This window comes from Limosilactobacillus oris DSM 4864 (genome assembly GCF_001434465.1).
Lineage (GTDB): Bacteria > Bacillota > Bacilli > Lactobacillales > Lactobacillaceae > Limosilactobacillus > Limosilactobacillus oris.
This window is the reverse complement of sequence record NZ_AZGE01000009.1, coordinates 1-17,302: the sequence shown is the minus strand read 5'-3', so window position 1 is coordinate 17,302 and position 17,302 is coordinate 1. Positions and strand designations below refer to the sequence as shown.

Here is a 17,302-nt window from a genome sequence, read left to right as displayed (position 1 = left end):
GTGTGAAGATTAATGAAGCGAATGTATACCCTGATTGCCCTGCTACTGGCCTTCCTCGGTGTCGCGTTCTTTAGCGAAAATGGCGGGTTGGTCAAACGGCGGGTCCCGCGAGTGGGAGTGTTGACCTTGATGCACCACCCCGCCCTCGACCAAATCTATAAGGGATTCGTCGATGAGCTAGCCAGGGAGGGTTACCACGACGGCAAAAATATTCAAATCGAATACCAAAACGCCAACGGTGACCAGAGCAACCTTAAAACCATGGCGTCCAAGCTAGTTAACGATAACTGCAACGTTATTTACAGCATTACGACGCCGGCCGCCCAAGCCGCGGCGAACTCTACCAGCAAGATTCCCATCGTTCTAGGCGCCGTCACCGATCCGAAGGGGGCTGGCCTGGTCAAGAACAACCGCCACCCCGGTGGCAACATCAGCGGCGTTTCCGACCAGTCGCCAATCAGGGAGCAGCTCAACCTGGTTAAGGAATTTATGCCCCACCTCAAGACTCTCGGGGTAATTTATACTTCCAGCGACGCCTCAGCAGTCGCTGGTCACCAGCAGATTCAGCAGGAATGCAAGAAGATGGGGATCCGGCTCAAGTCCTACTCAATCGCCAACAGCAACGACCTCAACCAGGTCTCCGAGCAGATGCTCCAGGAAGTCGATGCGGTGGTTGTACCAACCGATAACACCATCGCCGGCGCTATGCAGACACTGGTCAAGAATGCTAACGCGGCCAACAAGCCGGTCTTCCCAGCGGCCGCCTCGATGGTTAAGCAGGGCGGCCTCGCCACATACAGTGTCAACCAGTACCAGCTAGGCGTCCGCGGTGCCAAGATGACCGTCGCCATTCTCAAGGGGAAGAAGCCAGCGAACATGCCAATCCAATACGTCCGGCATGGCGACCCAGTGTTAAACCTTAAGCAGGCCCGCCGGCTTCACATCCAAATACCCAAGCAATTTGAACACGAAGCCAAGACGAAGGGAGAGATTTATCAATGAATCTAATGGTATCAGCAATCGGGCAGGGACTCTTATGGGCACTCCTGGGTCTCGGCCTCTACCTCACCTTCCGGATCCTCGACTTCTGTGACATGACCGTCGAGGGAACCTTCCCCCTCGGCGCAGCCACCGCGGTCACTGCAATTTCACACGGTATTAACCCCCTGCTGGCAACCCTGCTCGCCATCGGTGCCGGGATGCTGGCTGGCCTAGTCACCGGCCTCCTCTATACGAAGGGGAAAATTCCCAGTCTACTTGCCGGAATTCTGACGATGACCGCCATCTATTCGGTCAACCTCCGAATCATGGGGAAGTCGAACATCTCTTTGCTGGGGAAGCCAACCCTCTTTAACGGTCGCTTCATGACCAGCCTGCCCCAGTACTTCGACAGCGTTGTCATGGGAATCATCATCATTGCCGTTATCACCATCTTGATGGTCCTCTTCCTCGCTACGGATTACGGACAGGCCTTCATCGCAACTGGGGACAACCCAACAATGGCGAAATCACTGGGAATCCACACCGATAAGATGATCATCGTTGGCCTAATGGTTTCCAACGGGATGGTCGGCCTCTGTGGCGCCCTGATTGCCCAAAATAATGGCTACGCCGACATCAACATGGGGATTGGGACTATCGTGATTGCCCTGGCCTCCATCATCATTGGCGAAGTGGCCTTTGGCGAATTAACACTTAACCAGCGGCTAGTCGCGGTGACTCTCGGAAGTATCATTTACCGGATCATCCTGCTGGTCGTCCTCCAGCTCGGCTTCTCCGCTAACGACCTCAACCTGATTTCGTCCGTCGTCCTGGCAATCTGCATGATGCTGCCGCAGCTTGAACAGCACCTCCACCTGAAAAAGCCGATTTTGAAAGGAGTACGTCCGCATGAGTAAGCCGATTTTAGAATTAAAAAACGTGCAAACCGTCGTTAATAAAGGAACCGCCAACGAAACGACGATCCTCAAGGGAATCAACCTTGCCATTAACGAAGGCGACTTCATTACCATCGTCGGGACAAACGGGGCCGGCAAGTCCACCCTCTTTAACGTCATCGGCGGCAACCTCAGCGTCGACGCAGGACAGATTCTCCACAACGGCACCGACATCACGAAGAGTTCTGAGGAACAGCGGACGACCTTTTTAGCCCGGGTGTTCCAGGACCCCAAGCTCGGTACCGCCCCGCGGATGACCGTTGCCGAAAATATGCTGCTCGCCACGAAACGTGGTGAACGCCGCCACCTGGTACACCGGAAGCTCAAGGCCAACATCGCCCGCTTCACAGAGCTGGCCGCAACGATGAACAATGGTCTGGAAAAGCGAATGACGACTGCGACCGGTGCCCTATCCGGTGGACAACGACAAGCCCTGAGCTTCCTGATGGCAACCCTCAAGCGGCCCGACATCCTCCTCCTGGACGAACACACGGCGGCCCTCGACCCGCATACCAGTCTAAACCTGCTCCACGCAACGAACGAGCGGATTACGCACGACCACCTGACCGCCCTGATGATTACCCACCACCTAGAGGACGCCCTTACTTACGGCAACCGGCTGATTGTCCTCCAAAACGGGCAGATTAAGGCCGACTTCTGCGGACAGGAAAAGCAGGAATTAACGGTTGAAAAACTCTACCATTATTTTGAAGATTAACCTTACGAAGACCTGACGACTGTGATATAGTAACAATGGTTATATTTGAGGATTACTGGTTAAACACACACGAACGCCAGTCGTACTGGCAGTTCCACTACCCTGGTAATCCATAAACGGGTGGGGCTGAGAATTAACTCAGCCTCTTTGCTATTTTAAAGCTAAAAATGCAACAACGCAGTAGCTGGCCGTTCAAACGCTGATAAATCAGCATTTGACCAACCCCAAATAGGCTTGCTACGCGGCGTAGCCATCCTTCCTACAGGCTAGCTGCGCGGCGACGGAGGTGGGACAACGAACTAGCCAGGCTAGTTCTGTCCCACTCACTCTCACCCGTTTCCACTTTATTTATAAAGGAGCCGTAGCGATGAACGAATTGTTTGAACACACCTCAATTAAGAAGGCCTACTTCACCCTGGCGATGCCGGTCGTCTTGTCGATGGCGGTGACCCTCGTCTACAACCTGGTCGACACCTTCTTCGTTTCCAAAACCGGCAACCCGGACTTGGTCGCCGGCGTCTCACAGGCCGCGCCGATTTTCACCCTCATGATTGCCATTGGTGATATTTTCGGTCTGGGAGGCAGCTCACTGATTTCCCGCTTATTTGGCGAACACCAGGACCGCATCGCCCGGAATGTTTCCGGCTACTGTTTCTACTATTCAATTGCCTGCGGTGTAGTCGTCACGGTTATTATGCTCGTCTTTCAAACCCCAATTCTCCACCTATTGGGGGCCTCGCCAGCGACCTGGCAGTTTGCCCGCGAATACTACCTGGTGATTGCCTGGGGAGCACCCTTCATTATCTTCGGTCTCTCGCCAACCAATATTTTACGAACGGAGGGGCTGGCCGTTCAGTCCATGATTGCCTCAATGGTCGGCACGGTCATCAATATTTTCTTAAACCCCGTCTTCATCTTTAGCTGTGGTCTGGGGGCCGGCGGTTCTGCCCTGGCAACGGTCACTTCCAGCGTGATTGCTGACATCCTAATGGTCTACTTTTTACGGACCAAGAGCAAGAAACTAACGACCTCGATTCATGAAACCAAAATCAGTCGCCAGCTCCAGGGCCAAATTTATGCTATCGGAATCCCAGCCTCCGTGACTAACATCATGGTGACCTTTGCCACCGCAATGACCAACCGCTATCTAATCGCCTACGGGGCTAACAGCGTCGCCGCGATGGGAATTGCGATGAAGGCTAATTCGATCATTATTATGATCATGGTCGGCTTTGCTTTTGGAGCCCAGCCACTAATCGGCTATGCCTATGGGGCCCGGGATGAGCAGCGCTTCAACGAAGTAATTCACTTTGACCTCCTGGTAATCATCAGTCTGAACGTCGTCTTGACAGTCCTCCTGTTGATTTTTGCTCCCCACATCATCGCCCTCTTTATGAACCGTCCAGCGATTGTTCGGGAGGGGGCCCTCATGCTCCGCTGGCTATCATTGACGACCACCTTCGCCGGCATCATCCTCGTCTTTACAACCACGTTCCAGTCAATGGGCAAGGCCGTTCCTGCCTTCTGGCTTTCCTTTAGCCGACAGGGCCTCATCTTTGGGGTTGCCATCGCGGTATTGGCAAAGTTCTTTGGCTATACCGGAATTTTAGCTGCCCAAGCCTGCTCAGACCTGCTGACCCTTATTCTCTCCTTAGTCTTTTATCAGCTTTACCGGCCACACTTTGATAAAACCAAGAAGCACCGTTAAATCAAGAAAAATTAAAAGGAGCAACTCACGCGCTGTGGGTTGCTCCTTTTATTGACCATTAATTATCTAATTTAGTTTTCGCGCTTCTTGTTCAAGCCGAGAAGGCCGAGCAGACTAGCAACTGCCCCCATCCCTAAGCCGAGAACAGCAGCTTGGTTGTCGTTACCGGTCTGTGGCAACTGGTGAGCATTGTTGTTGGCCTTAGCTGGGGTAACCTGTTGACTAGTGGCAACTGGTGCAACCGGTGAAGCAGGCTGACCAGGTTGGTCATTGTCGACAATCACACCAGGCATTCCTGGGTTAGCCGGCGTAGTAGGATCTACTGGAGTAGTAGGGTTCGTTCGGTTTTCTGGGGTCGTCGGCGTAGTTGGCACTGTTGGATTCGTTGGATTAGTAGGATCCGTTGGCTTCGTCGGGTCAGTTGGGTGATCCGGAGTTGGGTCGTTCGGGTCGATGATTTCCGAGTTCTTAGCGTAAACAAAAGTCGTTACGTATTGGTAAGGAGTAAAGTTACCGCTCGTTGCTCCTTCAGTCTTAACCAGGTGATAGCCCTTGATATCCTTTGGCTTAGCAGTCCATTGACCAGCTGAGTACCAGTATGAGCTTGCATTGATACCATTAGCTGTTTGGTCCGGGTTAGCGTAGTTGTGGGCGATAAGGTCGCTGTCGGCTAATTTGTTGCCATCTTCATCCACGTAGTTTACTAGGACCGGCTTGTTAGGTACCAGGTAGATGTAAGTACCATCAGCATAATTGTTGTAGTAATCATCGTTGTACAGCTTATTTGTCGTTCCAATGTAAGAGAAGCCCTGCTTCCGGTAGTGGTCAATTAGCGCCTGGCTCCGCTTTTCAACATCACCATTATTGTCACCATCATTCTTCTGTCCTTGAACACCAGAAATTCGGAACATTCCCGGCAGGTTCTCCCATGAGTTCACAATCACCGCACCAGTGCTTCCCTTGCCAGTGGTCGTTGTTACGGAATCAGCATTATCCATCACTTTCTTGTATTGGAAGACTAACCGAATTGGATTTTCATCATTGTATGAGTTTTCAGTTTGCCCATCAATTTGACCTTCCAGTACCGGTGCGGATACCAGCTTGTAGCCAGGAATGTCGAAGGCAGCACCTTCGTACTTAGAAGCATCTGGCATGGTAACATCACCATTTTGGTGTTGGAACGATTCAGTCGTCATGTAGTAGCTTGGCATTTTCATCGATGCCAAAACATGGCCGTTATCGGTATCAACGTATTCTACCTGGATTGGTGATAGAACCGCGTAGTTCAAAGTAATATTAATGTAGCCAATCGTTGTTCCATATTCAGTAGTTACCACTTTTTCGGGAACAACCCCTTCTTTCAAAACGGCAGAGCCTGAATCATTAAAGTTAAAGTATTGGTCCAGTACTTCTGGGTTCAGCAACTTGTAACCCGGAATTGGCTTCTTGTAGGCTTGATAAGTTTGACCATTACCAGTTGAGTAAAGCGTCACTGTTTCTGGAGTCCAGTAAGAGTAGTGTCCGGTACTCCGGTTCAACGTTTGAACGTTTCCGCCACGGGTTACATCATGGCGGGTAACAGTAATGTAGTAAACACTGACATTCTTATTTTCCGTAGCCGACTGAGTATTATCATTTTCCGTAGCCGGTGCAACCGTGGCGTTAGGTTGGCTTTGGTTAGCAGAAGCATTAGTAGTATTTGTGTCGGTAGCTGCAACATTCTGTTTTTCATTTACTGATTGATTAGCATTTGATTGGTTAGCAGTATTAGTGTTAACAACCACCGGCTGATTAGTCGTACTGTTTGGGGTATTAGTATCGGCACTTGCTGAGCTGACACCCATAAAAGTTAAACCGATTAGGACTGAGGCAACGCCCACGCTGAGCTTCTTCAGAGTAAACCGTTGGTTCTTTTGTGCTTGCTTCTTTAACATTTCACTTTGATTATTACTTGATAACATATCCCTAAGTCCTCCCAAAATTCATTACAACTATTTTATAACATATAACCATTTCACTTATCAAGTGAAATAGATAAATTTTTTGTTTTAATTTTCAGAAACGCTGTTAAATAGGCATTTCCAGAAGGAGGTAATTTTGCTCATTTATAAATAATCAAGCCCGTTCTGGTTATCTAATGATTTTAATTTATCATGTTAAGCGATAAAACTCACCATTTTGCTGATAAATAGATAAGTGACACCCCCCTGTCTGGACAGCATGCAATCACTAACGGAGCGGAAATAAAAAACAGCCCGTGCCAAAGTTTCAGGCACGAGCTATTTACACAATTATTCTATTTTCTCATCAGTGATTCGCCAAAATTAGTTTTCACGCTTCTTGTTCAAGCCAAGGAGACCAAGCAGACTAGCAACTGCGCCCATTCCTAAGCCAAGAACAGCAGCTTGGTTGTTGTTACCGGTTTGTGGCAACTGTTGTGCGTTGTTAGCCTTAGCAGGCGTAACTTGCTTGCCGGCTTGGGTTGGCACTACTGGTTGACCTGGTTGGCCATTGTCAACAATCACACCAGGCGTTCCTGGGTTAGCTGGCGTAGTTGGGTTTACCGGAGTAGTAGGATTCGTTGGGTTTTCTGGAGTCGTCGGCGTAGTTGGATCGGTTGGGTTAGTAGGATCCGTTGGCTTCGTCGGGTCGGTCGGGTCAGTTGGGGTTGGCTTGTCTGGATCGTTCGGGTCGATGATTTCTGGCGTGTAGTAAACCGTTACGGTTTGGTCGCTAGAAGGATCACTCGGGTTGATCTTAGTAGCAGCAACTTCAGTCAGTTCAGGGTTTTGGTAACCACTAATCTTTGGTGAAACAACTGCTGCCCAGCCGTCTTGGTCACTTGTCCAGCCATCACCGGAAACCAGGTTGCCCTGAGCATCAACATAACCCTTGAGCTGGCCAGTAACCTTGTCAACCAAGGCAGTCCGGCTTGCCTTAACAGTCTGAACCACTGGAGTAGCAACCTGTTCATTGGTCTTACTGTCCACGTAGTTGATCGTCCGGGTGTAAGTGTGGTTCAGCTGGTCAGAGTAAGTACCAGCTGGGAACTTTGGACCATCAGGGTTCGATGGGTTAACCGGGTCAGTTGGGGTTGCCGGCTTGTCTGGGGTAACCGTAATCGTATCGTGTTCAACGTTAATAGTCACAGTCTGAGTGCCCTTAACGATTGAGCCTGGTACAACTACATCGGCGTTCAGAACCTTGTATCCAGCCTTTTGCAGTTCAGCAATGGTCGTCGCCTTGTCGTAGCTAACAGGAGTGTCAACGTCCTGGTCACCAGTGTTGTAAGTGTAGTTGTCCAAATCCTTGTTATCAGTAACATCGTGAACAGTTACAACCACGTTTCCTTGATCCTTAGCGTAAACAAAGGTCGTTACATATTGGTAAGCAGTGAATTCACCGTTCGTAGCCCCTTCAGTCTTAACCAAGTGGTAGCCCTGGATGTCCTTCGGCTTAGCAGTCCATTCGCCAGCAGGGTTCCAGTTTGCGCTGTGGTTAACACCCTGGTTAGTCTGGTCAGGGTTAGCAGCGTTCGTTGCGATCGTATCGCTATCCGCAAGCTTGTTCCCCTGTTCATCAACGTAGTTAACTTGAACTGCCTGGTTTGGAATTAAGTAAATTTTTGTCCAAGTAGCGTAGTAGTTGTAGTAATCGTCATTGAAGATCTTGTTGGTCGTACCAATGTAGGAGAAGCCCTGCTTCTTGTAACGGTCAATCAGATCTTGAGTACGCTTTTCAACGTCACCGTTATCCGCACTATTCTTCAGGCCGTAAACTCCGCTGATGCTGAACATACCTGGTAAGTTTGTCCAGGTGTTAGCAGAAATCGCTGCTCCTGTACTGCCCTTGCCTGGGGTAGTCGTAGCGGATTCAGCGTTGTCCATTACTTTCTTGTATTGGAAAGTCAAGTAGATGTAATTCTTATCTTGAAGGGAGTTCTGGGTTTGACCGTCAATCTTCCCTTCAATCAGCGGTGCTGAAACCAACTTGTAACCCGGGATGTTAATAGCAGCCCCTTCGTACTTAGAAGCATCTGGTGCCTTTGGGTCACCAGCCAGCCGTTCTGGCGATACGGTCGACATGTAATAGCTTGGTAATTCCATTGAAGCCAAAACGTGACCGTTATCAGTGTCAACATATTGAACCTTAATTGGCGACAGAACACCGTAGTTCAAGGTAAGGTTGATTTTTCCTTCTACCATCCCATTTTCCAGAACCCGCGTCTCAGGAGTAAGTACCCCCTTCTTCATGATGGCATAACCATTAGCGTCAAAGTCAAAGTATTGATCTAAGATTTCAGGGTTCAGTAACTGGTATCCCGCAACTGGTGCCTTAAAGTTTTGTGCAGTGGTCGCGCCAGGATAAACAACCGTTCCCTTGTAGTCACTCTTATATTCATAGCGACCAGTCATCTTGTTCAGCACTTGAATGTTGCCGCCCCGAGTAACGTCATGGAAGTTTACCGTAATGTTGTAGTAGTTCGGTACCTTTGCCTCGGCTGCTTGGTTGTTATTGTTTTCGGCAGCTGGCGTAACATTGGCAGTTGCTTGGTTAGCAGTTTGGTTGTTGTTAGCAGCCGCCTGCGTGTTCGTGCCCTGAGCAGCTGCTGCATTATTTTCGCTTACTGGTTGATTAGTGGTTGCATGGTTATCGTTCTGCGTACCCTTGTCAGTGTTGACTACCGCTGGCTGGTTAGCCGCATCGCTCTGGGTGTTAGTATCTGCGCTAACAGAGCTAGCTCCCATGAAAGTCAAACCAATTAAGACTGAGGCAACGCCAACGCTCAACTTTTTAATCGTAAACCGTTGGTGCTTTTGTGCTTGCTTCTTTAACATTTCGTTTTGATTATGACTTGATAACATATTCCCAAAATCCTCCCAAATTCATGTTGATTATTTTATACCACTTTCCATGTTTGATTATCAAGTGAAAATAATAAAAAATTACTATTTGTATTTTTAAAACGCTGTTATATCAACATTTGTTAACGATAATTTTTTTATTATAATTTCGGAAATATGATTGGTTTTGCTTATCTGTCGATTTACACTTATCACTGTTTCTAAAAATATCGCTTGTTTACTGATAAGTAGATAAGCAAAATAAAAACCAACCTGACAGCTTAACTATCATGGTCAGCTGTCAGGCTGGTTAAGTTCGTAACTAGGGCTCCCGTTCTAACACCGGGACTACTCTTCGGCTAACTTCCGGTTAAAATAATGGGCCAGTTTTGCCTCTGGGTATACCCCGGTAACTTTTTCCTTGGCGACGCCATTGCGGAAGACAACCAGCGACGGGATACTCATTACCTTGTAACGCTGGGCAAGCTCTTGGCCGTTGTCGACGTTGAACTTCACAAATTTAATTTGACCCGCAAACTGTTGCTCCAGCTTCTCTAAGACCGGCGCCATCATCTTGCAGGGCCCACACCACGGTGCCCAAAAGTCAACGACCGTCAGCGGCCCGGTAATCGTCTGGTCAAAGTTCTCTTGTGTTGCTTCAATTGCCATTACTTCTGCTCCTTTTGTTTATCTTTACCACGCCGGATAAAGTGGACAATAATTGTCAGCCCAAATACTACCAGCATAAAGATGCCAAAGTATTGTGATGGTATTTCGATGTCGATTGCCGGAATCGTTAAGAAGAGCTTAATCGCAATCACAAAGATTAAGGCGTAAGCCATTGGTTCGAGTTCCGGAATCTTGCGCATCAGTTTCATGATAATCTCGGCTACTCCCCGCATGCAGGCAATCCCAATCAAGCCCCCAATCAGGACGATTACCGGGTTAGGTGAAACCGCCAGCGAAGCTAATACCGAGTCAACGGAGAAAATGATGTCCATAAATTCAATCTGGGCAACGACCAGCCAGAAGCGTTTCCGGCCCGTCGCCCGGTCGGCAGTTGTGCGGACTTTTCGCCGTCGTCGGCCGTGGTAGCGATTATGGAAGAACCGGTATACCAGATACATCAGGTAGGCGGCCCCGATTACTTTGATTTCCCAGAAGTTGATTAGGTAGACCCCAATCCCGATGATTAAGAAGCGGAAGAGGTAAGAACCCCAAATTCCGTAAAAGAGGGACTCCTCCTGCTCCTTGAGGGTTGGCAGCACCCGGGTTTGCGCAGCTAAAACGACCGCATTATCGACTGACAGTAGGCACTCAATTATTACTAGCGACAAAATAATGAGCCAATCCTGGCCTGAAGTAATAACCGTTGCCCAGTTATGTGGGTCAAAAAACGGCCCATATAACTTTTCTAAAAGTGACAATTAGTGTCCTCCTTGTAGCATTATTTGCAATCTAACTTTTCTAAATCGTATTTTACCAGATAATCCGTAAAATAGGACGGCAAAGGTGCCGTAACCTGAATTCTTTTAAAAGAAAAGGGCAGGACCAATTCCTGTGTGGCGCCGTGCAGCAGCATCCGCGAAGAACCATCCCGGCCGTACAAGGGGTCACCAATAATCGGGTGCCCATGATAGGCAAGGTGGACCCGGAGCTGGTGGGTCCGTCCCGTTGCGAGCTGCAGGAGGACGAGCGTGCGATTGTGCCGGCTTGCCAGCACCTGGTAGTTGGTTTGCGCTGGTTTGGCATTTTCGCCAGCGACGCAGTACTTACGCACGTCCCGTGGATCCTTACCCAGGGGTTCAGTAAACTTTCCCCGGCCGGTCAGTTTGCCGGCAACCACTGCCAGATAACGACGGTGAATTTGCCCGGAGCTGATCAAGCGGTTGAGGACCGGCACAACCACCGGATTTTTAGCAATAATCATTGCCCCGCTGGTCTCCTGGTCAAGGCGGTGGACCATAAAGGCTCCGCAATCCTTTGCCGTTAGGTAGCCCGCCACGTCGTTCATCAGCGTCCCCGTTTCGCCGTGATAATTTGGGTGGCTCTTTTGTCCCTGCGGCTTATTGACCACTACCAGGTCACGATTTTCAAACAGAACCCTAACCTGTGGGTTACTGGTCGGTCGGTAATCATTTGCCGCTGGGGTTCGGAACTCATCCCCGTTAAAGGCCAGCGTCACCCGGTCCCCAGCTGCGACCGCCGTGTTCATATAGGCATAGCGACCATTTAGCAGGACATGGTGACGGCGGCGTAAAAAGTGAACATAGCGGTTCGGCAGCAGCCACTGGTCATGCAGTAAAATCCGTAGGCTGCAACGAGCCTGGTTCTCCGGCAGGTACTCCTCAATTTTCCAGCGAATTTTGTCCGTCATTTTTCCACCCCTCTTATACGTTAGTTTTATTTTATAATTATTTCCCAGGAAATGGAAAAGCGTCCTCTTTACTTTTCCCCGTTTATAGCGTTGAATATTAATGTAAGCACTTATAGGAGGTGAATAGCTTGCTCAGTACCGAAGAAATTAACGATCACAGTCGGTGGATCAGTGTATTTGAACCACTCCCCCGCGAGCGGGCAGACCTGATCAAAAAATACGAAGTGACCCAAGAACTGCTGGACTATGCTATTGACCCCTACGAAAAAGCCCGGGTTGAAGTCGACCCGGATGCGGGGGTAACCTTGTTGATTTTCGACGTCTACGTCCCGACCCACGCGGTGACTGCTCCTCAGACGGCCCCCATTGGGATCATGCTGACAACCAATAACATTATTACCTTCACCAACGCCAAGACGAACTTTGTTAACGGCATCATCGCCAACCAGCTTAAAGTTTTGCAGAAGCGGGGCCCAATTACCGATAAACTCAACCTGGTTTTCCCGGTTCTTTACCGGCTTTCAACGAACTACTTTGGTCCTCTCCGCCGGGTCGACCAGCAGCGGCAGCAAATCCAGCGCAACCTGCAAAAGCGAACCGGGCGGAACGCCATTACCGAGTTCATGGAAATCGAAACTGGTCTGGTCTACATGTTAACTTCCCTCAAGGGGAATGTTTCCCTGCTTGAGGAGTTCAAACGGCGGTTTGCCCCCCGGATGTCGACCCGGCAGCGCAACGACCTGGACGACGTGATCGTCGAAGCACAACAGGGGCTGGAGATGGCCCAGATGACCTCTGATGTCTCCGAGCGGGTCTCCAACGCTTACAGTAAGGTTTTGGATAGCGACCTAAACCAAACGATGAAGTACCTGACCATCTATTCGATTGTCCTGTCAATTCCCACGATTGTTTCGGGATTTTATGGAGAAAACGTGAAACTGCCCTTAGCTGATGGGAACCTTTCCTGGCTCCTCACCCTGGTAATTACTCTCGTGCTGATGGTCGCCTGCGTGATTTTTCTCATCAACCGCCGCTGGTGGAAGTAACCCCCTTGCACGACGACAGTGAGGGTGGTAGGATTACTAACATCGAACAAGCAAATTAATAGCCTATATAATGCCGAGATATGGTCGGCAGTTTCTACCCGGAGCCTTAAATTCCGGACTATAAGCGTTTCAATACTTATACTGAAAAGAAGCTGCAGCATTTCCTTGCCGCAGCTTCTTTTGCTAGGCTGTGATTTGACTTCCAAACTATTAGGAGGAATTCCACGTGAAGCAAGCAACTTCATCTGTTTATCGCGGCCAAGCCAACCGCCGCACATTTACCAGCGAATGGCACAACCTGGTGCTCGGCTTTCAGCACCTTTTAGCTATGTATTCTGGGGACGTCCTGGTGCCCCTCCTCATTGGCCACTACCTGCACTTTTCCGCCCTCCAGATGACCTACCTGGTATCCATCGACATCTTTATGTGTGGGGTGGCGACGCTCCTGCAGCTCAAGCAAACGCCACTGACGGGGATTGGCCTCCCCGTTGTCCTTGGCTGTGCCGTTCAGGCCGTGACGCCCCTTGAGTCAATCGGTGGCAAGCTCGGAATCACCTACATGTACGGTGCCATCATCGCCGCCGGAATCTTCGTCTTCCTGATTGCCGGCTTCTTCGCCCGCCTCAAGCGTTTCTTCCCGCCTGTCGTTACTGGGTCATTAATTACGATCATTGGTTTCACCCTAGTCCCGGTTGGCTTTCAAGATCTCGGTGGCGGCACCCCGACCGCCGCTTCGTTCGGGAACCCCACGAACCTGTTAGTCGGCTTTTTGACGATTATTATCATCCTAGTCATCAGCGCCTTTGCCCGGGGCTTTATGAAGTCAATCGCCATTCTGATTGGAATCCTAGTGGCTTCATTTATCGCCGGTGGCCTCGGCCAGGTATCGTTAACCCCGGTTAGTGAAGCAGCCTGGTTCCATACGCCCCAGCTATTCTTCTTTGGGGTGCCCCACTTCAACCTGAGTGCCATGGTCACCATGATGCTGGTTTCCCTGACCACCATGATCGAGTCCACCGGGGTGTTCTTCGCCCTCAGTGACATCACCGGCCGCCAGCTCACCACAAAGGATTTGGAACGGGGCTACCGGGCCGAGGGGATTGCCGCGGTCCTGGGCGGACTTTTCAACACCTTCCCCTACTCAACTTTCTCGGAAAATGTTGGGGTTCTCAAAATGTCCGGGGTTAAAACCCGGCGGCCAGTCTACTATGCCGCCTTCCTGCTGCTCCTGCTCGGCCTGTTGCCAAAGGTCGGCGCGCTGGCAACTGTAATTCCAGAACCCGTCCTCGGTGGTGCCATGATTGTCATGTTTGGGATGGTCGGCGTCCAGGGGGTACAGATTCTTCACAAAGTTGATTTCACCAAAAACTCGAACCTCCTGACCGCTTCCGTTTCCATCGGGCTAGGACTCGGGATTACCATGTACCCTCAACTCTTCCAGCACATGCCGACCGAAGTCCAGATTATCCTGGGCAACGGAATCGTCGTCACCAGCATTTCGGCAGTCCTGCTTAACCTGCTCTTCAACCACCGCTGGGCAACAGAAAAATAATTGGCCGTTGACAAACGCCTAGCAAGACGATAATATAATGGCAACAATTTTCGTTCTAGTAGGTCCTGCGTTGGGTGTCAGAGAGCCGGTGGTGATGTGCGAACCGGTCAGGCGGAGCGGCTGAATTATCACGAAATCTCAATTGTCCGGCCATGATCAGTGCCGTTACCACCTGATAAGAGTGCGGCAATAGTCCGTAAGCTGGGTGGTACCACGGTTTAAATAATCGTCCCGTTGATTTAGTTCAACGGGACGTTTTTTTGTTTAAGGAGGAAGTTATCATGAGCAACTGTGGTGGGGTCATCCGTTATCTTAGCTGCTAAACTGCAACGCTAACGATTAAGGAGGACCTAGGTTATGAAAAAAGTACACTTTAAAGAAGCCGTTATTATTCTGATTACTATGTTGATCATCTTGGGAACCGCCGTCATTAAGTTCGGCCTGTCACCCCAGATTCCCGTCCTGTTTACGATTGCCCTGCTCATCTTCTGGGCCCGCTTTCGGGGAGCATCCTGGGAGGATATCCACCAGGGAATCCAGGAGGGAATTGGGACGGCCATCATCCCGATTTTCATCTTTATTCTGATTGGGGCCTTGATTGCCGTCTGGATTAAGGCCGGAATCATCCCCGCCATCATGGTGGTTGGTTTCAAGCTGATTTCTAGTCAGTTCTTTATCCCCTCAACATTTGTGGTCTGCTCACTGGTCGGCCTGTCGATTGGGAGCGGCTTTACCACTATTTCCACGATTGGAATCGCCCTCTTTGGGATGGGGGTCGCAATGAACATCAACCCAGCCCTAATTGCTGGGGCGATCATCTCCGGGGCCGTCTTTGGCGATAAGATGTCACCCCTTTCGGATTCAACCAACCTCGCGTCCGCAATTGCTGGCAGCGACCTCTTTGCCCACATTAAGAACATGATGTGGTCCACCATCCCCTCGTTTGTCGTTTCGCTAATCCTCTTCTGGCTGCTCGGCAGCGCGGGTTCCCATATCGACGCGGGTAAAATCGCCCGGACTACGGCCGTCTTGACCCAGCACTTCACCATCAGCTGGTGGGCGCTCTTGCCAATCGCCCTGATGTTTATCTGCGCTTGGCGGCACATCCCGGCAATTCCAACCCTCTTTATCAATATCTTCGTTACGGTCATCATGATTTTCTGCCAACACCCGCACGAATCATTATCCTCACTGACTGGTTTAATTACCGACGGTTTCGTGGCCCACACCAGTGATAGTTCCGTTAACACCCTGCTATCACGGGGTGGCATCTCCAGCATGATGACCACCGTTTCCCTGATTATCGTGACCCTCTCCCTTGGGGGCCTGCTAATGAAGTTCCAGGTAGTTCAAGCTGCGATGGAACCGCTGGTCAAGCACCTGCGCAAGCCGGGACCATTGGTTACTACGACCATCCTGGCCGGAATTGGTATCAACCTCTTCGTCGGTGAACAGTACCTCTCCGTTATTTTGCCAGGGAAGGCGTTCAAACCCGCCTTTGCACGGATTGGCCTTTCGCCGCTAGCACTCAGTCGGGTACTCGAAGATGGTGGAAGTGTGATTAACTACCTCATCCCATGGGGCGTTGCCGGCTCCTTTGCCGCTTCCACCCTTGGTGTTCCCGTTTTACACTTCCTGCCCTTCGTCTTCTTCAGTCTTTTCTCACCGGTATTCTCCATCCTGAGCAGGTTCACCGGTATCGGGCTCAAATGGGCTGGCAAAAAAGAGCAAAACTAGCTATGTTATAAAACCTAAGGAATAAGAAAGACCCCCAATTAGCTTGTTAGCTAATTGGGGGTCTTCGTCCTTCAATGCTGTATGGAGAAAACGCAGTATTTAACCTGCCATCTACTGCGCTGAGGCATTGTAATCTAAAAACGATTATATTCGCCCCTTAACGTCTTTATCCTTAAACGACTTCGGGTCCGGAATAAAGGAGATATCGGCGTCAATAATCCCAAACTGCTCGCGGAGCATCTTCTCAATGCGTTCCGACAGCTGGAAACTCTCCAGCACCGTCATCTTACTATTAACCATCAGGGTAGCGTCCAAAGTGACTACGTTGCCGTTGTAGTGAGCCTTGAGTTCGACCACCTGACGCACCTTTGCAACATTGAGAATCGCGTCCCGGTACTCTTTTTCGGCTCGGGGATCAAAGTAGTCCGTCAGGTTGAGGCTACTATCAAAGAAGATTTTTAAACCGGAATACAGGATAAAGAAACCAACGACAATACTGGTGGCACCATCAAGCCAGGCGAGGTCAAACAGAAGTGCGCCGCCGATGGCAACCATCGTCCCAATACTGGTAAAGGCATCGCTCAGGCTGTCCTGGGCCGACGCCAGCAGGGCCGCGTTTTGCAGCTTCCGTCCGGTCCGTCGGTTCATGTACCACACCACCAACATGATGACGGAGGCCACGCCAGCCCCAATCAGGGCCACTGGCTGGGGAACCACCCGGCTGCTCGGGTTCAGCAGGGCCTTGATTCCGTCAATAATAACGCTGAGGGCAATGGCGATCATCACGACCGCGGTCACCAGTGAAAAGATGGTTTCGTAACGCCAGCGGACGAACTGGACCCGCTGGTCAGAGCCCATGTGATCCTGGTAGTTGCCAGCTGGGAGCTTGGCGCCAATGATGTCGTCATCATCAACGTCCTGGGCAATGTGCAGGCCAATCATCAAGAGAACTGTTGAAATAATTCCTGATAAGTTATTAAAGGCATCAGCCCGCAAAGTCTGTGACCTACTGATAGCCGCTAGCCAGTATTCAATGATTGAAATAACCAGGTAGGCCACCACATTGTAAACCAAGTGGCGTTGGGCGGCCCGAATCTTCGCCAGCTCATTGGCCTGGGTCCGCTCCCAGACAGCCATCTCGTGCTTTGTATGCTTCTTAAACTTTGACATCAATCTCTAACTTCCCTTGAAAATGCGTTAGGTCTATTGTAACGCAAACTTTGATAGGCAAAAGTAAGAACCAAGAGGCTGGGAATTAACTCAGCCTCTTAACTATTTTATAGATTAATAATGCCGCAGCGCAGTAGCTGGCTGGCAGTTCAAGCGCTGATAAATCAGCGCTTGACCAACCTATCCATCCTTGCGGAGGTTCGAAGACAAACG

13 protein-coding genes and 1 riboswitch are annotated in these 17,302 nt (G+C 50.2%); of the genes, 7 read left to right on the top strand and 6 right to left on the bottom strand.

What is annotated here, in order from left to right:
• Window positions 1–12: 12 nt before the first annotated feature.
• The 4 genes from trpX to FC49_RS05005 all read left to right on the top strand — a co-directional run bounded on the left by trpX (window position 13) and on the right by FC49_RS05005 (window position 4,363).
• Entirely contained in the window at window positions 13–1,002 is a 990-nt protein-coding gene (gene trpX / locus FC49_RS05020; protein WP_003715506.1) for a tryptophan ABC transporter substrate-binding protein, read from the top strand.
• The gene (locus tag FC49_RS05015) at window positions 999–1,898 is read left to right on the top strand and encodes an ABC transporter permease (protein WP_056984434.1); all 900 of its coding nucleotides are present in this window, start codon (window positions 999–1,001) and stop codon (window positions 1,896–1,898) included. Before trpX ends, FC49_RS05015 begins: the two co-directional genes overlap by 4 nt.
• Window positions 1,891–2,655, top strand: coding sequence for an ABC transporter ATP-binding protein (locus tag FC49_RS05010; protein ID WP_003712282.1), 765 nt, complete (start codon window positions 1,891–1,893; stop codon window positions 2,653–2,655). The genes FC49_RS05015 and FC49_RS05010 overlap by 8 nt, the downstream gene beginning before the upstream one ends.
• A gap of 367 nt (window positions 2,656–3,022) precedes the next feature.
• On the top strand, window positions 3,023–4,363 hold the full coding sequence (locus FC49_RS05005; protein WP_003712290.1) for an MATE family efflux transporter: 1,341 nt from the start codon (window positions 3,023–3,025) through the stop codon (window positions 4,361–4,363).
• A gap of 71 nt (window positions 4,364–4,434) precedes the next feature.
• Here the strand turns inward: FC49_RS05005 and FC49_RS05000 are convergent, their stop codons facing one another.
• From FC49_RS05000 to FC49_RS04980, 5 genes are all read right to left on the bottom strand, one after another.
• Complete coding sequence (locus tag FC49_RS05000) at window positions 4,435–6,324, bottom strand: MucBP domain-containing protein (protein WP_003712284.1); 1,890 nt, start codon at window positions 6,322–6,324, stop codon at window positions 4,435–4,437.
• A gap of 363 nt (window positions 6,325–6,687) precedes the next feature.
• A complete protein-coding gene (locus FC49_RS04995; RefSeq protein ID WP_056984433.1) occupies window positions 6,688–9,228 on the bottom strand; it encodes a mucin-binding protein in 2,541 nt (846 codons plus the stop codon).
• A gap of 327 nt (window positions 9,229–9,555) precedes the next feature.
• Window positions 9,556–9,876, bottom strand: a complete 321-nt coding sequence (trxA, locus tag FC49_RS04990; RefSeq protein ID WP_003712307.1) for a thioredoxin — start codon at window positions 9,874–9,876, stop codon at window positions 9,556–9,558.
• Window positions 9,876–10,634 carry a TerC family protein gene (locus FC49_RS04985; RefSeq protein WP_003715563.1) on the bottom strand — a complete coding sequence of 253 codons (759 nt, stop codon included), beginning with the start codon at window positions 10,632–10,634 and terminating at the stop codon, window positions 9,876–9,878. Before FC49_RS04985 ends, trxA begins: the two co-directional genes overlap by 1 nt.
• Window positions 10,635–10,654: 20 nt before the next feature.
• Window positions 10,655–11,584 (bottom strand): RluA family pseudouridine synthase, encoded by a 930-nt coding sequence (locus FC49_RS04980; protein ID WP_003715492.1) that lies wholly within the window; start codon window positions 11,582–11,584, stop codon window positions 10,655–10,657.
• A 128-nt stretch (window positions 11,585–11,712) separates the two neighbouring features.
• Between FC49_RS04980 and FC49_RS04975 the strand changes: the two genes are divergently transcribed.
• The 3 genes from FC49_RS04975 to nhaC all read left to right on the top strand — a co-directional run bounded on the left by FC49_RS04975 (window position 11,713) and on the right by nhaC (window position 15,919).
• Window positions 11,713–12,630, top strand: a complete 918-nt coding sequence (locus FC49_RS04975) for a magnesium transporter CorA family protein (protein ID WP_003712302.1) — start codon at window positions 11,713–11,715, stop codon at window positions 12,628–12,630.
• 43 nt (window positions 12,631–12,673) lie between these two features.
• Window positions 12,674–12,771: riboswitch (purine riboswitch) on the top strand.
• An 85-nt stretch (window positions 12,772–12,856) separates the two neighbouring features.
• Window positions 12,857–14,182, top strand: coding sequence for a nucleobase:cation symporter-2 family protein (locus FC49_RS04970; RefSeq protein ID WP_056984432.1), 1,326 nt, complete (start codon window positions 12,857–12,859; stop codon window positions 14,180–14,182).
• Between the two features lie 357 nt (window positions 14,183–14,539).
• Complete coding sequence (nhaC, locus tag FC49_RS04965; protein WP_056984431.1) at window positions 14,540–15,919, top strand: Na+/H+ antiporter NhaC; 1,380 nt, start codon at window positions 14,540–14,542, stop codon at window positions 15,917–15,919.
• A gap of 144 nt (window positions 15,920–16,063) precedes the next feature.
• On the opposite strand, the gene FC49_RS04960 is transcribed toward nhaC, so the two are convergent.
• Window positions 16,064–17,089: a cation diffusion facilitator family transporter gene (locus FC49_RS04960; RefSeq protein ID WP_003712311.1), complete on the bottom strand. Its 1,026-nt coding sequence runs from the start codon at window positions 17,087–17,089 to the stop codon at window positions 16,064–16,066.
• Window positions 17,090–17,302: the final 213 nt, after the last annotated feature.